At 45.5% G+C, this 20,171-nt stretch carries 16 protein-coding genes; 3 read left to right on the forward strand and 13 right to left on the reverse strand.

Going from position 1 to position 20,171, the window contains the following annotated elements; translation table 11 throughout:
• Window positions 1–50: 50 nt before the first annotated feature.
• The 7 genes from C7Y69_RS19135 to C7Y69_RS19165 all read right to left on the reverse strand — a co-directional run bounded on the left by C7Y69_RS19135 (window position 51) and on the right by C7Y69_RS19165 (window position 8,993).
• Window positions 51–1,406: a GH1 family beta-glucosidase gene (locus C7Y69_RS19135; RefSeq protein WP_013786406.1), complete on the reverse strand. Its 1,356-nt coding sequence runs from the start codon at window positions 1,404–1,406 to the stop codon at window positions 51–53.
• Window positions 1,407–1,753: 347 nt separating this feature from the next.
• On the reverse strand, window positions 1,754–2,482 hold the full coding sequence (locus C7Y69_RS19140; RefSeq protein ID WP_126873845.1) for a HugZ family protein: 729 nt from the start codon (window positions 2,480–2,482) through the stop codon (window positions 1,754–1,756).
• A 21-nt stretch (window positions 2,483–2,503) separates the two neighbouring features.
• Window positions 2,504–3,322 (reverse strand): ATP-binding cassette domain-containing protein, encoded by an 819-nt coding sequence (locus C7Y69_RS19145; RefSeq protein WP_126873846.1) that lies wholly within the window; start codon window positions 3,320–3,322, stop codon window positions 2,504–2,506.
• Entirely contained in the window at window positions 3,309–4,562 is a 1,254-nt protein-coding gene (locus C7Y69_RS19150) for a FecCD family ABC transporter permease (RefSeq protein ID WP_126873847.1), read from the reverse strand. Before C7Y69_RS19150 ends, C7Y69_RS19145 begins: the two co-directional genes overlap by 14 nt.
• Window positions 4,559–5,719, reverse strand: coding sequence for a hemin ABC transporter substrate-binding protein (locus C7Y69_RS19155; protein WP_126873848.1), 1,161 nt, complete (start codon window positions 5,717–5,719; stop codon window positions 4,559–4,561). Before C7Y69_RS19155 ends, C7Y69_RS19150 begins: the two co-directional genes overlap by 4 nt.
• Before the next feature lie 3 nt (window positions 5,720–5,722).
• Window positions 5,723–6,901, reverse strand: coding sequence for an HmuY family protein (locus C7Y69_RS19160; protein WP_126873849.1), 1,179 nt, complete (start codon window positions 6,899–6,901; stop codon window positions 5,723–5,725).
• Window positions 6,902–7,049: 148 nt separating this feature from the next.
• Window positions 7,050–8,993 carry a TonB-dependent receptor plug domain-containing protein gene (locus C7Y69_RS19165; RefSeq protein WP_126873850.1) on the reverse strand — a complete coding sequence of 648 codons (1,944 nt, stop codon included), beginning with the start codon at window positions 8,991–8,993 and terminating at the stop codon, window positions 7,050–7,052.
• Between the two features lie 338 nt (window positions 8,994–9,331).
• Between C7Y69_RS19165 and C7Y69_RS19170 the strand changes: the two genes are divergently transcribed.
• Complete coding sequence (locus tag C7Y69_RS19170) at window positions 9,332–10,576, forward strand: sugar MFS transporter (RefSeq protein ID WP_013786414.1); 1,245 nt, start codon at window positions 9,332–9,334, stop codon at window positions 10,574–10,576.
• Window positions 10,577–10,589: 13 nt separating this feature from the next.
• On the forward strand, window positions 10,590–13,163 hold the full coding sequence (locus tag C7Y69_RS19175; protein WP_126873851.1) for a glycoside hydrolase family 3 protein: 2,574 nt from the start codon (window positions 10,590–10,592) through the stop codon (window positions 13,161–13,163).
• 174 nt (window positions 13,164–13,337) lie between these two features.
• Here the strand turns inward: C7Y69_RS19175 and C7Y69_RS19180 are convergent, their stop codons facing one another.
• From C7Y69_RS19180 to C7Y69_RS19205, 6 genes are all read right to left on the reverse strand, one after another.
• On the reverse strand, window positions 13,338–13,691 hold the full coding sequence (locus tag C7Y69_RS19180) for a hypothetical protein (RefSeq protein WP_126873852.1): 354 nt from the start codon (window positions 13,689–13,691) through the stop codon (window positions 13,338–13,340).
• Between the two features lie 3 nt (window positions 13,692–13,694).
• On the reverse strand, window positions 13,695–14,963 hold the full coding sequence (locus C7Y69_RS19185) for a sulfite oxidase (protein ID WP_409513442.1): 1,269 nt from the start codon (window positions 14,961–14,963) through the stop codon (window positions 13,695–13,697).
• A gap of 174 nt (window positions 14,964–15,137) precedes the next feature.
• Entirely contained in the window at window positions 15,138–16,139 is a 1,002-nt protein-coding gene (locus C7Y69_RS19190) for a YeiH family protein (RefSeq protein ID WP_126873854.1), read from the reverse strand.
• A 5-nt stretch (window positions 16,140–16,144) separates the two neighbouring features.
• The gene (locus C7Y69_RS19195) at window positions 16,145–17,137 is read right to left on the reverse strand and encodes a TauD/TfdA family dioxygenase (protein ID WP_126873855.1); all 993 of its coding nucleotides are present in this window, start codon (window positions 17,135–17,137) and stop codon (window positions 16,145–16,147) included.
• A gap of 9 nt (window positions 17,138–17,146) precedes the next feature.
• Window positions 17,147–18,109, reverse strand: coding sequence for an aldo/keto reductase (locus C7Y69_RS19200; RefSeq protein ID WP_126873856.1), 963 nt, complete (start codon window positions 18,107–18,109; stop codon window positions 17,147–17,149).
• 345 nt (window positions 18,110–18,454) lie between these two features.
• Entirely contained in the window at window positions 18,455–19,204 is a 750-nt protein-coding gene (locus C7Y69_RS19205) for a GntR family transcriptional regulator (protein WP_013786422.1), read from the reverse strand.
• A 101-nt stretch (window positions 19,205–19,305) separates the two neighbouring features.
• Here C7Y69_RS19205 and C7Y69_RS19210 point away from each other — a divergent pair, with 101 nt between their 5' ends.
• Complete coding sequence (locus C7Y69_RS19210; protein WP_126873857.1) at window positions 19,306–20,067, forward strand: sulfite exporter TauE/SafE family protein; 762 nt, start codon at window positions 19,306–19,308, stop codon at window positions 20,065–20,067.
• The last annotated feature ends 104 nt before the right edge of the window (window positions 20,068–20,171 follow it).

A 20,171-nucleotide genomic window follows, 5' to 3' on the forward strand; every position in this document is an offset into this window, starting at 1 on the left:
TAGCAGAACATAGCCTTATTATTTTATGCTTTTAATCAATTGCGCATCTATCAGGCTGCGTTTAACGCTTTTCGTCTTTCTTCTAGCAATTGTTGTAATCTTAGTGCACTGGCTTTTAACGTTCGTTTTTGCGTATCGTAATCAACGTAAATAATACCGAAGCGTTTCTCATAACCCAGCGCCCATTCAAAATTATCTAACAAGCTCCAAACAAAATAGCCTGTTATATTAACCCCTGCTTCAATGGCATCAGCTACCGCCTGCAAATGAGTGGTTAGATATCGAATACGCTGCTCATCGTTTACTGCCCCATCTTTTGTTAACGTATCATCACTGGCCAAGCCATTTTCAGTGATAATAAGCGGTGGTAGTGGGTAGTCATTATGCAACTGTAGCAGCAAATCAGTTAACCCTTGCGGGTAAACTTCCCAGCCCATTGCGGTAGTTTCACTTCCCTCTGGGGCTGGCAACTGACAAGGATCTTCAGAGCCATCATCGGAAACCTTAGCGCGAGTGTAATAATTCACACCTAAGTAATCTATTTTCTCAGAAATGATATCCATATCGCCATCGAGAATATCTGGCCGGTGCGCTGCCGGAATGTCATCGATAAGAGCAGGATAACAACCATGCATTAACGGTTTAATGTACCAGTCGTTGTGATGATCGTGCGCTAATTTTGTGGCACGAATATCTTTTTCATCATTAGAGTTTGGGTAAAACGGGGTAAAGTTAAGTACCACGCCAGACTCGATATTGGGTACATTTTTACGCAGTACGCGCATGCCTAAACCATGAGCCAGCAACAAATGGTGTATGGCTTTTTTACCAAACTCTTTACCCACTTTCCCTGGAGCATGAATGCCGACTTCATACCCTAAATAAGCACTACAAAAGGGTTCATTTAAGGTGGCGTATGAGAAAACGTTATCACCGAAAGCTTTACTCACCACATCCACATACTCAGCAAACGCATAGGCCGTTTTTCTATTTAACCAGCCTCCTTCATCTTCTAAATACTGCGGTAAATCCCAGTGATATAGAGTGACGTAAGGCTTTATGTTGTTTTGCTTTAGCTTGGCTAGCAAGGCAAGGTAGAAATCGAGGCCTTGTTGATTAACCGAACCATCTTTTTTAATAATTCGTGGCCAGCTAATGGAAAATCGATAAGCGTCTACATTTAACGAATCGATAATGCTTAAGTCTTCTTCCAAGCGGTTTACATGATCACATGCCACTAGGCCATGACTACCATCGGCAATCTTTCCAGGTGTATTGCAAAACGTATCCCAAATGCTTGGCTCTCTGTTGTCTGCATCGCCCTCTATTTGAAATGACGATGTCGCAACCCCCATAGTGAAATTTGATTGCATAAAAGGAGAGCCAGGTTGGGCTAAAATTTCCATGTGTACAAAACCTTATTCGAATGTGTGTATCAGCGCCTGTCTACAACAGACAATAAAAAATGAATATCACAGGCACTAACAATACTTAGATTGTGCAAAGCCAAGGTGTATTAGCGCTTTATATAAGGTGCGCTATTGGCAACTTATGTACAAAGCCGATTATATGGAACAAAGTGTAGCATTTTATGTAAGCGCTTTCATATAGAGACAAGGAGTAACAGAGAAGAATTTTACATTTTATTCACAGAAGAACACCCAGCTAAGCACTTCGCTGGGTGTCCAATAAAAGTAGGATATCTAGCACTTGCGGCGATAAAAGAACACGACGTTTCGATAACGCGAATCTTTTAGCTCGCTTTGGGTATGTTCAATGCCGTGCGTGCATCGTTAGTCAGTTTGACAAGGGCTTTTCGAACATCGGTGGAAGTTTCACAAATGGATTCAAATGGAATGAACCAGGTCGCTTCCTCGCTACCGCAATGCATACCTTCTGGAAATGCACTGTGCATAATAGGATGCTCAATATTCACGCCGATTTTATGCTGTAAAATTAACTGCATGGCATCTTGATGGTCTTCATTCATATGCGTGATCATACCGTCTGGCGGCTTATGCCACTCTTGCTCTTCAACCTGCCAGTACGCTTTATCTATCCAGTGGATTTTCCCGAACCCGCCAATAAATCGCACTCGCTCAGCGCGGATAACATAAAAGTTAAAGTCATGGGTTTGCTCATAACCCTTAGCCTGTGGAAACAATCTTAGATACTGTGCTTTCACATCCGTTTTGTTAGCGAGTTCTGCGTTGCCCATAATAGTCACTCGACCATTGGCTTGAGAATCATCTTCAGCAGCATCGAAGATGGTTAAACTGACTTTATCGTTCGCTTTAATATTACGAGTGTGCAGGGCAATATCACTAATGTAGATAATGGCATCACCGGCGGGCGTAAGGTAATAAGGAACGACCGAACCAAAGGGATACCCAGGCATTGACGTTGAATGGGTTCCTAGCACACCACTATGGTGAGTTCGGCTTAATTGTTTTGCTGAAAATGCAATGTCTTGCATGCTCATAAGAAACTCCGTCTTTTTAAATTAATGTGTAACAAACACATCGTGCTCTTGGTTACGAATAAGGTTTAATTGGGTGTGATAGCAGCGAGCTAATGTGTCTATGGTTAGCGCATTTTCAGGCCTATCATCGGCTATACACCCCTGCTCAGCCAGTAAAATCATTCTGCTGCAATAAGGTGAAATTAAATTAAGGTCGTGACTCACACATATTATGCAAAGCCCCTGTTTACTAAGACTGACCAATTGCTGCATCACCAACTTTTGATGCCGTAGGTCTAGTGCAGAGGTTGGCTCATCAAGCAGCAACAGTTTTCCAACTAAGCTGTCCTTTGGGTTTACCGGTAGTAACTGCAATATTGCTTTGCTTAAAAATACTCTTTGCCGCTCGCCCCCTGACAAGGTTTGAATATTTCGCGACAACAAGTGAGTAATGTCAAACTGCTCAGCAATCTTGCCGATAATATGATGTCGATTGTCAGGCGACTCAATAATATGATGACGCGCTAACTGCAATATTTCATCTACTACAAAGCCAAAAGGGGTAGACGCACTTTGCGCCATGACCGCGCGATAGTTTGCAAGCTTTCGCAAACCTATTTCACTTAGGGCCTCACCGTTAAACAAAAGCGTGCCTTTATCAAGCGGCGCTAGGCCGCCTATCACAGTAAGCAGGGATGATTTCCCGCAGCCGTTTTCGCCCGCAAGGGCAATAAATTCCCCCGCATTAAACACAAGATTAAGGTTGCACAGTAGCTGTCGTTTTCCCCTAATAACATCGACATCAATGAGGGTGAGTAGGGTTTCATGCGTCTGTGATTCAGCGTGGTTACAGCGAGCCATTAAATACCCCTTTTTGTTGCCATAGCAGATACAAGAAAAAAGGTGCTCCTATGGCGGATGTGACAATACCTATAGGGATTTCCATTGGAGTGAATAATGTACGAGCCAACGTATCGGCAACCGTTAACAACAGTGCCCCCATTAATGCACAAGCAGGAATGAGTACATTGTGATTGACGCCAAATAATGTGCGGCACATGTGCGGCACAACTAAACCCACAAACCCGATAATGCCGCACAGAGCGGTTGCTAAGGCGACAGCAAATGCCACCAACCACAGTATAATTTGCTTATAACGCGCTACATTCAGCCCCATGTAAGCCGCCTCGTTTTCACCTAGCGCCAATAAATTAAGCGCATTACGAGACATCATTAAACCTGTAATAGCGATAATGCCGGCTGCTGCCACCAGCGCGCATAAGGTCCAACTAGCGCCTGCTAAACTGCCCATAGTCCAATAGGTAATTTGGCGAAGTGCATCGTCGCTGGCCACATAGCTAATGGCGCCAATAATGGTGCCGGTGAAAGCATTTATTGCTACCCCTGCAAGTATTAGCGTAGCCACCGAGACACCTTGCGCACTATTAGCAAAACGTAACACGGTCCACACGGACAATAACGCCCCGCCAAACGCCCAAAGTGCCACCCAAACAGAGGCGAGCGCGGGTACGAGTGGCGGCACTATAGCCATGCTGACTGCTGCTGCAGCCGCGGCGCCACCGGCAATACCGATTAAACCTGGATCCGCCAATGGGTTTCTTACCAAGCCCTGCATAGCACAACCTGACACTGCCAATAGCGCCCCAATAAATAAGGTCATAATAACCCGTGGTAGTCGCAGTTCAGTAAGTACGTACCAATGCGTACTATTAAATGTAGTTGAAGCGCCAAGTGGCGTTGCCTCTCGATTAACGCCGCTTTCCTCAATAGAAGCCCCTTGAGAAAAAAACGGCCCTGTTAGCTCAGAGAGTTCATGCCACACCAACTCTCCCACATTAATCGATAAGCTGCCGCTCACAACGCCTACGTAAGCGCTTAGTACCAACAGTGCACCAAGAAGTGTTAGGCCATGCCGATTGCGCCTTGCTCTTGTTGAAAGCAGGTTTACCATGACGGCTGATACATTATTTTTCTGCATCTTTTCAGGCAGCGGGTTATTTGTCACCGGGGGCTTTGTCGGCGACGCTTTTGCCAGCGGCGAGCTAGTGGCAGAGCCGTGGGTTGAGGTAGACGCTGTCACTCGAACCTTCCCATACCCTGGGTGTCTGTCTTTGTGCTTTTATCTACGCCGGTACTTTCTGCAATAGGGCTTTTAGCAATACTCACTTGAATAGCCTGCTCTTGAATGACACCATTTTGAATTGCAGACTGGGAGCTCACCGGTTCTTGCATTGGGGTATCTGCCGCTTTGATAGATAAAGCACGTAAGCCATGTTCAGCAACGGCTTTTAGCGCAATCGCAAAACGGGGGGACAATCCTAGACCAATACTGCTATCCATTGCTTTGACCAAACAATGTTGGCCCGCAAATGTTGCGGCAATAGCATGGTGTGAACACAGAGAACTCAGGGCATTTTCGCCATGCAACATATGTCCTGCTGCAAACACGACATCGGGATTTCGCATAAGCACTGACTCGGCATCCATCAATTTGTAGCCATTGAGATCGCTTGCAATATTGGTCATACCCAAGGTATCAAACAGTGCTTGCGGTACAGTTTTGGCCCCTGCCACGGTAATGCCTCTATCATTATTCGCTACCACGAAAAGCGCATTAATAGTGTTGGGGTAACCTGTACTTGCGTAAGATGCTATTGCTTCGGAATATTGCCTTTGCTGAACGTCCACTTGACGATGTAAGTCAGTAACAAGCTGCTCGGCTTTCTCTACCGCCGACACTCTGTGACCAATATCAAACACCATCTCGCTTAAACCGTCTATGTCTTTTGAGACATGATAAACGTGTACATCAACCCCTGCTTTGGCAACTTGCTCTAACATGGGTTCTGGGCCTGTGGCACTCGCTCCTAATAGCAAAGAAGGCTGTTGGGCAAGCACGCCTTCTGTACTAAGTTGACGAAAATAGCCTAGTTTTGTTACCTCAGTCGCCGCCGCGGGAAACATACTTGTGCTGTCTGTTGCCACCACCCAATCACCCCGCCCTAGCGCGTAAATAATTTCCGTCACACTACCGCCCGCAGCAATAATTCGAGGCGTGTCAGCTTGCTGGTTTTCATGTACCGAAGATGCGGACTGTGCTGTGTGGGTATTAGGTGCTGAGGATGTAGCGGCAGCATACGCGCCGCCACTACCTAAACACCAAAATACACTTATCACGCTTAGCCTATGTAGCACCTTTTTCGTGCTAACTAAGCTGGGTAATTTGGTTTTAGCCATTAATTACTCCTCGGTAACAGGATCGGCGCGGAAGCTGTAAGCGCCGGACGTTCCGTCTTCATCGTAGTAGCTAGTAATTTGAAATTTAAATACGCTATCACCTGCCGATATCAGGTATACCCCGAACTGTGAGTACAACAAGTGACTTGTGCTGTCATAGTAGTACCAGTTGTTAGCGGTAAACGCGTAGTCACTGACAGTTTCAGCACTGAAACCATAAAATGCAGCGGCTTCGGTATCTATGCCTGCATAGGTATCAGCATCGGTGCGAAGTACGGTTGCATCTTCGGCAATAGATAAGGCAAATTCACCTGCGCCATCAGCACAAGGTATTGTGATGTCCCATGCATCGGTTTCTGTTACTTCTTGCTGCAAATCGAAATCGACGTAGATAGGCGACGTACACCCTACTGCGTTAACACTTAGCGGTACTTCTTCTGCAAACGTGGTTTGCCCATCAAGTACACTTTGATGCATTACGCCCAATGTAATTTCGCCGATACCACGCCCTTCAGTCACAATGTCAGTCACATGGAATTTGGTGTAATTTTCATCTGATGACACCACGTAGTAAGTATCGCTGGCCGCGGTCACTACATGGGTAGTGGTATCATAATTATAAAAAGTATCGCCAATAACGGCAGACTCGGTATCGGTAGAAAAAGCGTCGGTATCTGGCACATCGCTCGTTGTTACGGCTAAATAATCATCAAGCTCGCTATCAGCGGTCGCACTTAAAAATAAGTCTGCCACAGCTGCCCCACTATCATCGTAGAAGTCACTGTTGTTGGCAGTAAAGTAGACACTTACTGGCGTCTCTTGTGCTGTATTTAAAAATACCGACGTGCGTTTAAAGCCGATATCCCAAGTGGTGTCGCTCGCGGCTTCTTCTTCGGTAAGCGTAACCTGGGTTTGTGTATCTAAATCAAAATACACGGCAACCGGTTCAGATGTACTACCTGTGCTGTACGGCCCATAAATTGTAGCCACTTCATTACTGGTTTCACCTTCATCACCCGCGCTGTCATCGGTTTCGTCACCTGAATTATCGGCGCTGTCTTCACCACTATCTTCACCACTTTGATCAGGGGTTTCAATAACTGGATCGCTACTATCAGAGCCACCGCAGGCTACAAGCCCCAATGTCATCGCAAGTAATAATGCTAAATATGTTTTATTCATGTGTATGTTCCTTTTTAAGTGGTGTGTTTAGCCGTTGTTATTAATCGATTAAACGGCGCCTATGCTTACTTCTCTTATTTGCTTTTTTATTGTTAGGTTTTTCTGTCTTTAGGTAGTTGTTCTTAAGTGCTCGGTTTCTACAGACGAATTAGTATTGATAACTCACGCCTAAATAAACTCGGCGAGCTGAAATAGGCCGAGCATCAAAAGCCCCCGCCGAAAGTGAATCGGGTGAGCGATGTTCATCGGTAAGGTTTTCAACCCCCAAGCGGGTTTGCCAGTGGCGAGAAAAGTCATGCTGCACCACGGCATTTAAGGTGGTGTAGCTGTCTTTCGCGGTAACGGTGTAACCAGAGGTGGGAGAGACGTCGTTTTCATGCACGCCATACAATTGAACGCTGGTATCACTTTTATCAAATTGGTAGGTCACTGAGGCTTTCACTAAATGAGTGGGCCGTTCGGGCAAGCGCTCAGAATCACCATCTTCGGCATGTAAGTAGCTATAGTTAAGTTGCCACTGCCAGTTATCGTTTTGCGCGCTTACGCTCAAATCAGCACCGTAAAGCGTGGCTTCATCGAGGTTTTCGTACATAGAGATATCAAGTCCGGCCTCTTGTGATGCTTCTACATCTACCGCGGTGGTAATAAAGTCTTCTGCTTCTGTGTAATGAAAATCGATATCGGCCTGATACCACCATCGACTTTGTTTCGGAGTTAATCGCCCATTCAATCCTACATTGGCGCTCAGCGCCGTTTCTGGCACAAGGTCTTCATTGCCCAATACCATGTAACCTAGGTTGCTGTGATCGAACACGTAGTAACGCTCTTTTAAATTAGGTACTCGATAACTGGTACCACCGCCGCCACGTACTTGTAGTGTGATTTCATCAAGTTTCCAGCTTTGACTACCACTGAGCTTTGCCGCCGTATGCCAACCAAAATCAGAATCATTTTGTACTCGAAGGCCCAATAAGGCTTGAGTATCGTTTTGCTGCCAATTAGCTTGCAAGTACGCTTCGGTGCTTTCTCGGCTAACATCGTTAACTTCTACCGTTCCCGTTGCCACATTTTGCTGGTCTAAGTTATCAGCATGGGCTACCAATCCCCCTACCCACTCAACATCACCCAAAGATAGAATTTTCTGCGCCTCAATTTCCGCTAATTGAATATCGGTTTGGCGCAAGCCATTGGTATTACCGCTTTGTTCATCGTGAGACAAATAGCGCCCATTAACATGCCAATTCTGCTGTTCAGCAAGTTTTACATCGTGCTGCCATTGGGTAACGCTAGACACATAACTGATAATGCTAACTTGCCCTGGAATAGCGGACTGAGGTTTGTCTTTCTGTTCATCTAGCCATTGGCCTTTGTAACTAAAATCGAGGTCATTGATACCTGTTGATAAGGAAAACTGCACAAAGGATTTATCCACCGCACCACCATCTTGAGACACGGTATTAGGGTCATAATCGAAGCCGGGGTTCGTAATATGCTGTGCGGTCAATCCTAGCTGCCAGTGCTTTATCTCTTTAGCCGCACTAACCTTAGCCGTGTGCCCTAGGGTATCGCTGTCGAGCCCATCATCACTGTAGTGAGAAAGTTCATAGTCGGCGGATAACTGTGAGCCTTCTGGCACATCAGTAATAATATTGATAACGCCCCCCATGGCTGAACTACCGTAAAGAACCGATGCTGCGCCGCGTACAATTTCAATCTGGCGAATGTTGGCAACACTAATTTGGTCTAAGTCGACTGAAGAGCCTGTAGGAGAGATAACTGGCTGTCCGTTAATTAACACCAACACATGGTCGCCGTTAAACCCATTCAGCTGTACGTTGTAGCCGTCTTTTTGGCTGCGCCGAACTACCACACCGGGCATCACTTCTAACACTTGCCTTAACGTTCCCTTGCTAAGCCTGGAAATTTCCGCTTTATCTACCACATCGATTTTTACCGGTGATGCACCTAAAAGCTTGGGTGTACGTGTTCCCGTTACCACAACGCGTTCAACCGGCGCCTCGGTTTCGGCTAGGGCGTATGTTGGCAGTAGCGTGCTCGCTAATAGCAAAGTAACAGTGTAAGAATGATTCATTTAATTTACTTTCTAATCAATAATGCAAATGATAACAATTTGCATTTGATCTTATTTATTTGAAGAGAAAAAGCAAGTGCTATTGGTAAATAATATTAACTATGAAACGTCAAACTATTAAAAAGGCAGGAGAACACAGCAGGTATTTGTAATATTTAAATAAAAATGTAAACGCATACAATCAAACAATGTAAGCGCTTGCATTTTCATTTTCGCCCCCTATACTGACCAACAAAGTGTTAACAAATACCGAACCAATTCGTTAACGCAAAGTAACCAACAAGCCAAATGCGAACACGAAATTTCGTTTACTAACAAGTGAATTCAGGGCGTTACCTATGAATCAAACAATAAAAACCACGGCTGGGTCTACAACCACCAGTCAACTTGCGTTAGCTACGTTAACGTCGTTATTTTTTATGTGGGGTTTTATTACCGCACTGAACGACATCCTTATTCCTCATTTGAAAGCGTTGTTCTCGCTTTCTTATACTCAAGCTATGCTGGTGCAATCGTGCTTCTTTGGCGCCTACTTTCTTATTTCTATTCCAGCCGGAAAGTTAGTGAGTGCGACCGGATATCAAAAAGGCATTGGTGTGGGGTTAATTACTGCTGCAGTAGGCTGTGTGCTATTTATTCCTTCAGCGCTTTTCACTCAGTATTGGATGTTCTTAGGGGCATTGTTTGTATTAGCTTCAGGTATCACTATTTTGCAAGTGGCTGCAAACCCCTTGGTAACCATTATGGGTAACCCAGATACCGCTTCTAGTCGACTCACCATGACCCAAGGGTTTAACTCGTTGGGTACTACAGTCGCGCCAATTATTGGTGGCATCGTATTATTTGGTGCCCATGAAGGAATGGAAAACGCAGCAGTAGATGCAAATGCGGTAGTCCTTCCCTATTTAACATTGGCCGCTGTATTAGTGGCCATGGCTGTGGTTATGGTTAAAGTGAAGCTTCCCTCACCCACGCACAGTGAAATGGATGTCGCTACCACGACAGATACCGGTTTATTAAAACATCGCCACCTGTCATTGGGTGCGCTAGGTTTGTTTTTATACGTAGGCGCTGAAGTTGCGATTGGCAGCTTCTTGGTAAACTACTTTGGACTAGAAAGCATTAAAGGCATGAGCGAAAGCCAAGCGTCTAAATACATCGCCTATTATTGGGGTGGCGCTATGGTAGGGCGTTTCATTGGTGCCGCGGTAATGCAAAAAGTGGCCGCGGGCAAACTACTGGCCGTAAACTCATTTGCCTCATGCACACTTATAATTGTTTCGGTATTCAGCAGCGGTAATATCGCCATGTGGACTATATTAGCCGTTGGCCTTTGTAACTCTATCATGTTCCCTACCATTTTCAGCTTGGCATTAAAGGGCTTAGGCCAAAAAACCGCACAAGCTTCAGGCATGTTGTGTTTAGCCATAGTTGGCGGTGCTATTGTACCACTGCTGCAAGGTGTTATTGCTGACAACGTGGGTGTTCAACTTTCTTTCTTATTGCCGGTTATTTGCTATTTATATATTGCTTATTACGGGCTTCGTGGTGCTACCGTTAACTTGGCTGCTAGCCACAAATAAACAAGGGATTTTTATGAAACTAAGTTCATATTCATTAATTGCCGCAGCATTGGTTATGGCAGGTTGTCAGCCAGCGACAGACGAGGCTAGCACGCCGAAAACTGAGCTGACTGAGCAAGCATCACAAAAATCAGTACCCGACTTTTGGCCTGAAATTACCTTTAGTACAGAAAACAGCGAAGCGGTGGAAGCTAAAGTAGACGAAATCTTATCTACTATGACCCTTGAGCAAAAAGTGGCGCAAACTATACAGCCTGAAATTCGCGATGTGACTCTAGAAGACATGCGTACCTACGGGTTTGGTTCGTACTTAAATGGCGGTGGTGCATTTCCCAATAATGATAAGCACGCTACACCTCAAGATTGGATTGCCATTGCCGATGCCATGTATCAAGCATCAATAGACGACTCTGTTGACGGAAGCACCATTCCAACCATGTGGGGAACCGATGCAGTACATGGTCACAACAACGTCATTGGCGCTACCTTGTTTCCACATAATATTGGTTTGGGTGCGATGAACGACCCTGCCATTATCACTCAAATTGCCGAAGCGACTGCCAAAGAAGTACGTGCGACTGGCATTGATTGGATATTCGCGCCAACTGTTGCGGTAGCCCGTGATGATCGTTGGGGAAGAACCTATGAAAGCTATTCAGAAGACCCTGCCATTGTAGGCGCTTATGCCAAGGCTATTGTATCTGGCATGCAAGGCGATATTGCCAGTGGCAGCATTGACGATAACCATGTTATCTCAACGGTAAAGCACTTTATTGGTGATGGCGGAACACAAGGTGGCGACGATCAAGGTAACAACATTGCCGACGAAGAAACCTTATTTCGCATTCACGCACAAGGCTACGTTGAAGGCTTAAATGCTGGCTCACAGTCGGTAATGGCCTCATTCAACAGCTGGCATGGCAAGAAAATTCACGGCAGCAAATATTTACTTACTGATGTGCTAAAAGACAAAATGGGCTTTGACGGCTTTGTAGTCGGTGATTGGAATGGTCACGGTCAAATTGAAGGCTGTACTAACGAAAGCTGCCCACAAGCTATGAATGCAGGGCTTGATGTCTTTATGGTGCCTACCAGTGCTTGGAAACCTTTGTACGAAAACACCATTGCACAGGTCAAATCTGGTGTTATCCCACAGTCTCGTTTAGACGATGCGGTACGCCGCGTATTGCGGGTTAAAGTGCGCATGGGTCTGTTTGAGCAACCTTCTCCGGCTAACCGTGCGTTATCAGGCAATAGCGAGATTATTGGTGCACAAGCTCATCGCGATATTGCTCGTTCAGCGGTTCGAAAGTCGCTAGTGATGCTTAAAAACCAAGATAACTTGCTGCCCCTAGCGCCAAATATGAACGTGGTTGTTGCTGGCGATGCTGCCCATAATATAGGTAAGCAATCAGGCGGCTGGACTATAACGTGGCAAGGCACGGGTAATAAAAATAGTGACTTCCCAGGTGCAACCTCTATTTTTGAGGGTATTGAGCAAGCGGTTAGCGAAGCGGGCGGAACGGCTACGCTATTTGAAGGAACAGCGTTTGAAGCGGGTGTGATTGAAACCGCTTCAAAAGCAAAACCTGATGTGGCGATTATCGTATTTGGTGAAAATCCTTATGCTGAAGGCAATGGCGATATTTCAAATGTTGAATATCAACGTGGCGACAAGTCAGATCTTGCGCTGTTGAAATCTTTCCAGGGCCAAGGTATTCCTGTGGTGTCTGTTTTCATTACCGGCCGTCCATTGTGGGTAAACCCAGAAATTAACGCCAGTGATGCATTTGTAGTAGCCTGGTTACCTGGCTCTGAAGGCCAAGGTGTTGCCGATGTATTGTTCACCAAGAAAAACGGTGACATAAAATACCCTATGCACGGTAAATTGTCATTTTCATGGCCAGCAACGCCGACCCAAATTGTGAACAAAGATGATGGTGAAACTGCACAGTTTGCATATGGCTATGGATTAGCGTTCGGCGAGTCTGATCCTATCGAAGCGCCGCTGTCTGAGTCGACTGGCGTTGATGCAAACGCACCGTTACCTGCTCATGATATTTACGTACTTTCTACACAAAAGCCTTGGCAACTAATGATTAAAGACGCCTCGGGTGATACTAGGGTAGCAAGCAATACGGTGAAATCTGAAGGCGCAAGTGTACGTACCACCGACCGCATGGTGCAAGAAGATAGCCTATCGCTAACGTTTACTGACAAAGCGACTGTAGGCTTCTATTCGCCCTTCCCTGAAGATATGCGTGATTACAGTGAAGATGGATCGGCACTTGTGCTTGATGTGAAATTAGCAGAAGGCCTAGATAACCTTAGTGTGTCTATTGGTTGTAGTAGTCGTGATTGCGGTGTGTCGTTGCCGTTAAATAGCTTCGCGGCGAATTCAAACGAATGGCAAACGGTTGTTATTCCTTCACGCTGTTTCGTAGAAGCAGGCGCGTCATTTGCTGAGCTTTTCTCACCATTTGCGCTTAACGCTAACGCGTCGGCATCGTTATTGGTATCTAATGTACGCTTTGAAGCAAATGCTCCTAGTGATGATGCGCTAATGTCAGACATTGCGTGCCCATAGCGAGTGATTGCTGGGCTAGCGAGTTAATGTTTAGTTTAGCTGGGCTTAGCTTCGCCTATCTGGGCTTAAGTTAACCTTACCTAGCATCTAGATTACAAACATCAAAAACGGGAGCATAGGCTCCCGTTTTTGATGTTTGTAAACTAGGTGTTTTAGTTTTTAGCCGCGATGAAACTAGTCTGATCCTTGTGGCATTAGATGAGCTGGAATAGGTGCACGTCGACTTTGGATTTTGGGCCCATACCACGTCGTAAGGTAATCTAAGATGACAGGTTCAGCCTCACCTAAGGGCCATAACTTTTGTGTGCTTTGCATCCAGCGAATAGTTTCAAGCCAACGTTCGCGGCTCATTTGATTTTGCGAAATAAGCTTAGCGGAATGACAGGCAGTACAGTGTGCAGCCACCATATTATGCCCCGTAGCATCAACAAGCCCTGTCGCGGGGTTGAGCTTATGTTCGTTAGCTAGCGTTACTAGTGATGTAGCACATAACACCGATAGCATTAGCGCGCTTCTCTGCCTGCTCATTGGCTACACTACCTTTACTGCAATGCGATGACACGCATTGTTTAAGTAACCTTTGGGGTTCCAACCAGGTAACACCATTGGCTGAGAACGGCCATTTGCATCTTCAGCTCGCGCCCAAATTTCATAGTAGCCAGCCTGCTTGAAGTTAATTTCTGAATTAAAGTGCTGCCAAGCATGCCTATTAACTGGCTTCGACAAAGTACTTTGTTGCCAAGTTTGCCCAAAATCAATTGAGGTGAACACCTTGGCTATTGAAGCTTCGCCGCTCCATGCATGCCCGCGTACTGCCAACGCTTTGCCCTTGTTGTGCTCGGCACCGGACTTGGGGTGGGTAATCAAGGATTTCACCGGCATGGCTTCAATAATACACATTTCGTCTTCTGGCACACTCGTGCCTGGTGCGACTGGTTTGCACGGCACACGATAGGCATTGCCGCCCATTTTCGCGCCATCGTGTACCCGATCGCGAATAACAATTTTAGACAGCCACTTACCCGATGTGGAAGCAGGCCAACCGCCAAACATTAACCGCATAGGGAAGCCGTTCATAAGCGGTAACGGTTCGCCATTCATTTCAAAAGCAATTAACGATTCATCTTCTAGCGCTTTGCCAATAGGTACGCCACGAGAGATAGCTGCTTTGCCCGGCGTTCGACTCAAATGCAAGTCTTCACCGTAGTAACCAATGTAGACAGCATCATCTTTGATACCTACTGCGTTAAGTACGTCTTTTAAACGTACTCCCGTCCATGACGGGCAGCCTACCGCGCCGGTAGTCCATTGATTTCCGCTGGCCGCAGGCGAAAATTCAGCTCTACCATTACCGCCACACTCAAGCGTTAATTGATAGGTGTAGTGTTTAAAATTGGCTTTAAGCTCACTTAACGTGAAAGTGCGTGATGTTGCTGCCGACTCCCCTTCAATAGTGAGTGTCCACGCATTTTCATCAAAATCTTTAGGCGTTATTTCAGGTACAATCCCGTTGTTTCGCACAAATAATTTCGACGCTGGCGTAATCTTATCGTCAAGTAAATGCGCGGGTGTTTCGGCGTTAATAGGCCTGTCGTTTAATACCACTAACCCGTCTTTACCTTCAATGCTAAAGGGCGTTTCTGTCTGTGCTAATGCTGCGGGAATAAGCCCTGCTGGCATAAAACGGCCATAAACAATTTCTGCGCCTAGTAATAATGAGAGGGTTTTAAATCCTGATAGAAAACCACGGCGTGTAAGGCCATCGGTTTTTCTGCCAAATACCTGTTCGTCGGCGGCGATAGGATTTTCGGCGTAAAGGGCATGTATACCGGTTTTGTTTACTAAAGGCTGTTGGTCTGATGATTCAGAATGCGTGCTCACACCCTGCTTAGATTTGTTTGAGATAGGCACGCATTGCCTCCTTTACGAGTGCATTTTTGACGAAAAACTAACTTAAAAAAGCTAACTCAAGAACTAGTTCAAAAACAGATAACCTAAAATAAGCAAAGCTATCCACAGGGTTTCAGTCACAATAAGTACAATAGGTAACATGCCCACTTCAGCCAATTTACCTAAGTTTGATTTCATACCGATGGCAGTAATTGATACCACAAGGAAAAAGCGTGATATCTGTGAACCTGAATCGATAACCACTTCAGGTAGGGTAACAAAACTATTTAATAGCATAAGAGCCACAAAACCCACTAAGAACACGGGTAGTTTAGGCATCTCGCCATCGAGATCCTGCACGCTGCTGTGTGCACGTTTTACTATCACCATCATGATCATAACAACAGGCAATAACATGGCAACTCGCACGAGTTTAGTGAGCGTAGCCATATCGCCGGCATCTTCAGATACCGAATAACCGGCCCCTACCACTTGGGCCACATCATGAATAGTACCGCCTAGGAAAATACCCGCTTCGGTATCGTTCATGTTTAGCTGACCTGCGATAATCGGGTAAACAATCATAGCGATAGTCGACATGGCCGTTACACCAATCACCGTGAGCAAAGTATCTCGTTCATGGTTTTTGCCAGCAGGCAGAATAGTAGAAATCGCTAATGCCGCAGAGGCGCCACAAATGGCTACCGAGCCGCCAGTTAGTGCGCCAAAGCGTTTCTGCATTCCTACGCTTTTTGCCATTACCACGCCCAACACTATGGTTGAGAAAATAGCAAAGGCAAGCATTGCCGCAGTTTGCCAACCGAGTACGACTAAGTCGTCCAAAGCAATGCGCAAACCAAGCAGCACTACACCGGCACGCAATAGCGTGCTGGCAGTGAAATCAATGCCGCATTTGCACACCCCATCGGCCTGATACAAAAATGAGATTGCCATACCCAGTAACAGCGCGAACAACATGGCAGGGGCGCCATAATGCTCACTTAAAAAAAGCGCTGCCATACCGGTTATTGTAGCAATACCAAAACCAGGCCAAATCGATTTACACTTTGCGGCAAACTCGGTCATAACAATTAACGCTCAGCAGCAACAAGTGCCACTAACACTTGGCGCTTTCTTTCACCCGAGAAGGGACGGCGGCCATGCATCGCACGATAGTTATCAACCAAGGCAACATCACCGTCTTGCCACTCGAGGTCGAAAGTAAACTGCTGCGACAATTCAGCAATTCGCTCTAACCCTTCTTTTGGAATAGCAGAGCCATCGCCAAAGGTGATGGCTGAAGATGGATTTTCACGCACACCTTTCCACCCCATGTAAGCCGCGATTAATTGGTTATAAAATGAATGTGAACCATCGCCTAAATCAATAACCGCGGGTAACTCAGGAGTAACGGCGCGTAAGCTACCATCTTCCAACCATTCCCAGCTGTAGCCGAGCTCTTTTAATTTGGCTTCGCCTTCTGCTGTACTTTTTACACTTAACGTGCTTTTCCAGCTGCGGCCTTGACCAGAATTAGCATCATCGGCAGCAGGCATGGTGGTAGTGTACTTCAAGCCTTTTTCAGCAAAATCGCTAGCAAGCGTTGGGTTTTCAGCCTTTAATGCTTCAAACAATTTATCTGAACGGCATAAGGGTGTCGCACCACCCTCGTCGGCTGCTGACTGGCAGTAAAAGAATACTTTGCTAGGTGAAATTGGCGTTTGTGCCATTTCGTGATGTAAGAAAATTTCTACATCTTTAGGCGCTTCGTTTGCAGTAAAAACCCGTTCTGTGAAATTAATGCGAACTGCATTAGATAGCGACTCTTTGTAGGTGAAGTTTGCATAACCAAAACCGGCTGAAAAAATATCAAAGGTTTCCGCAGAGTTTAAAGGAAACCCTCTAAACAACAACGCCCCCGATATGGCGAGTTGTGCTTCTAGCTCAGCCTGATTTTGTTGAATAAACATCACCGTTTCTTCAACGGTTTTACAGCCATCGTTATTCACCACAATTTGCGGGAAGACTTGACCGTTATAGCGGTGTTGGGTTGGCACATTGGCATATTCGATTGCGTTGCTCATAGTACTCTCCTAGTCGTAAATAGGGTGGAAACGATTAAAGGCTGCTTCACAGAAGTGCCCCGGATCGTTAAAACGTCGATTCATGTTAAGCGCACAAATAGCCTGCATTTCTTCGTCGGTAAGTTCAAAATCAAACAACGCTAAGTTCTCACGCATTCTTTCAGGCTTCGACGTTTTAGGGATAATGGCATTGCCACGTTGTACGCCCCAGCGAAGTACCACTTGTGCAGGTGTTCTTCCATGAGCCGTAGCTGCTTTTTTCACGACGTCTTGCTCTAGTACCGACTCCGTTTTATCCGCCATTTCTAGCTCAAGATAAGACAGTGCACCAAGTGGCGAGAACGCAGTAACGTTCATGTCGTAGTCTTTCGCTAAACGAATCAATCGTTCTTGTGTTAGGTAAGGGTGTGACTCAATTTGCAACATGGCAGGCTTGATACGGGCATAGCTCATTAGGTCGTGAAGTAGCCCAGTGTTGTAATTACACACACCAATACGGCTTACTTTTTTGCTATCTACCAAACTTTCCATGGCTTCCCATGTTTTATAAAGTGGAACAGGCGCCAACTCCATCGTTGGGTTCTCTTGCGTAGTATCGTAAAACCACTCTGGTGGATAACGAGTTTCAATAGGTACAAACTTTTGCGCTATTGGGAAATGAATAAGGTACAAGTCGATATAATCTAGCTGTAAATCGCTCAATGTTTTTTCAAGTGCTAGCGGCACATGCTCTGGCGCGTGGAAGGTATTCCAAAGCTTAGATGTGATCCAAAGCTCTTCACGGGTACAAAGACCATCTTTAATAGCACGCTGAATACCTTCGCCCACTTCTTTTTCATTACCATAATCAGCGGCACAGTCTAAATGACGATAGCCTGCCTTTATGGCCTCGTATGCTGTATCAGCACAAATGGCGGTATCTACCTTCCAGAAACCAAACCCAACCTCAGGAATTTTCTCTAACGCGTTCATATCTTTAATCCTGTTTAATAAAAAAGACTTTAGTCTTGTATAAGACATAAGTTATTATAGGACGCATGCCATGTCAACAAAGTGTTAACAAAATAAATTGGGCACTCACTTTTTGATACTCGCGAAGTGGTTTTTGTGTTTATAACGAAGTGACGTTATTGAATGACGGTCTACCGAAGCCCTTATTTTGTAGGTATAACTTTAAAGGTCCCTGGTTTTAAAGGCATCGCTATTAAAGCGTAGAATGCTGATAGGAGCTGCATTAAAAGTAGCAGCAATATGTACAGAGTGTGGCGATTTAAAAAGGTTGTGCGCTAAGCGAGTAGAAGGGTTGCTAGCCCTGATTTAATCGAGCTCTACTTGGTAATGATAGTGATCGCTCCTACATTTGCTTTCGCGATATTCAATCAGTTTACCGTCTATAGACTCTGTCACCCGTGTTACCAGCAACAACGGCTCGCCGGCCTTTATTTGTAGTAGCTTGGCATCGTTATCTGAGGCCAGTACCGCTTTAATACCGTCTCGGGTTTTAAAGACGGTTTGATTAAAATCTGTTTGGTAAAAATGGTATAAGGTATGTGGAATATCTTTGCGTTCGTGCATACCGGCAAAGTATTTAGCAGGCAGGAAAATCGTTTCCAGCATACAAAACTCGTTATCTAAAATGCGGCGACGTTCAAGTTTTGTCACTCGCTCTTTACCGGATAGATTTAGCGCGGTTTGTACGTTTTTATCTGGGGATATGAGTTCTATGCCAAGCAGCTCGGCTTTGGGTAGGTCTGCCCCCTTGCCATCAGCTTGCAACGGGAAAAATCGAAACAGGGCATCTTGTGCAGTATGCTCGGAAACGAAGGTACCTACACCCTGGCGACGTGTTACAATTTTCGTGTCGGTAAGCAAGGTTAACGCTTTACGAACTGTGCCTTGGCTAACGTTAAATTCATCAGCTAGTCTGAACTCGCTTGGCAACATTTCACCAGGCTGCCACCGGCGCTCCACAATGAGCTGCTTTATATACTCGGCAACTTGCTGATAGAGCGGTTGGAACGCAAGACTGGGACCACTTAGTTTGTGGTCGAACTGAGATGAAGACATGAAACCCTAACCTAATGCTTAATTTTTGTTGTTATATCATACACAAGAGTTATAGCGCATTTTTGATGTAAATCACACTCAACTACAGGTGTAGATGCAAAATGTTACTTGAAACCCTAGTCCCTATGTTCATTCTATTGGGCTTTGCTACTGTACTGCAAACCTTAAGTGGGTTTGGCTTTGGGTTAATGGTGGTATCTAGTTTTACCTTGTTTAATTTACTTCCCCTTACCGCCACCACTTTTTTAATTAGCGCTTTAGGGTTAGTTAACTCAACCAGTATTGTCTTGAAGAATGTTCACCTTATCCACCGCAAAGCCTTCACGCTTGTGTTGATTGGTGGCATACCTTTTATCGCAGTAGGCTATGCTCTGCTTGAATACCTTTCCGCTGGATTGTCGATTTGGTTAAATATTCTGCTTGGGCTGGCAATATTAACCTGCTGTTTGCTACTTATTGTGAAAAGAAGCCAATCTGCTGCCTCAGGCAAAGGGTGGGGCTTTTTGGTGTCTGGTGCATTGGGCGGCATATTAGGCGGGTTATTTTCTACTTTTGGGCCACCTGTTGTATTTCAGTGTTATCGCCAGAATTGGTCTGTGCACGAAGTGCGATATACCCTGCTTGCAATCTTTAGTGTTACCGCGCTTATCCGTTTAGCCATGGTACCTTTTGGGACACTGCCCGATCATACTACGGTTGTATCTACCCTCTTTGCTATCCCCCTGATCTTAATCTTTACGCGCATTGGTAGGCTACTAGCTGCGCGAGTTGAACCAAGCGTGGTAAGATTACTGGCCATTAGTACATTAGCGCTTAGTGGGCTAACCTTGATTCTTCAAAACGTGCCCCACGTGTTTAACTAAACACAGGCTAGAAGCATCAACTGATAGCAATAACGCCATTCGCCGTTTCTCATACAACCCACACTTGTAATATTTTGCACTGAAAAGTGTAATTGCTCGTTGAC

This window comes from Alteromonas sp. KS69 (assembly GCF_003989595.1).
Taxonomy (GTDB): Bacteria; Pseudomonadota; Gammaproteobacteria; order Enterobacterales; family Alteromonadaceae; genus Alteromonas; species Alteromonas naphthalenivorans.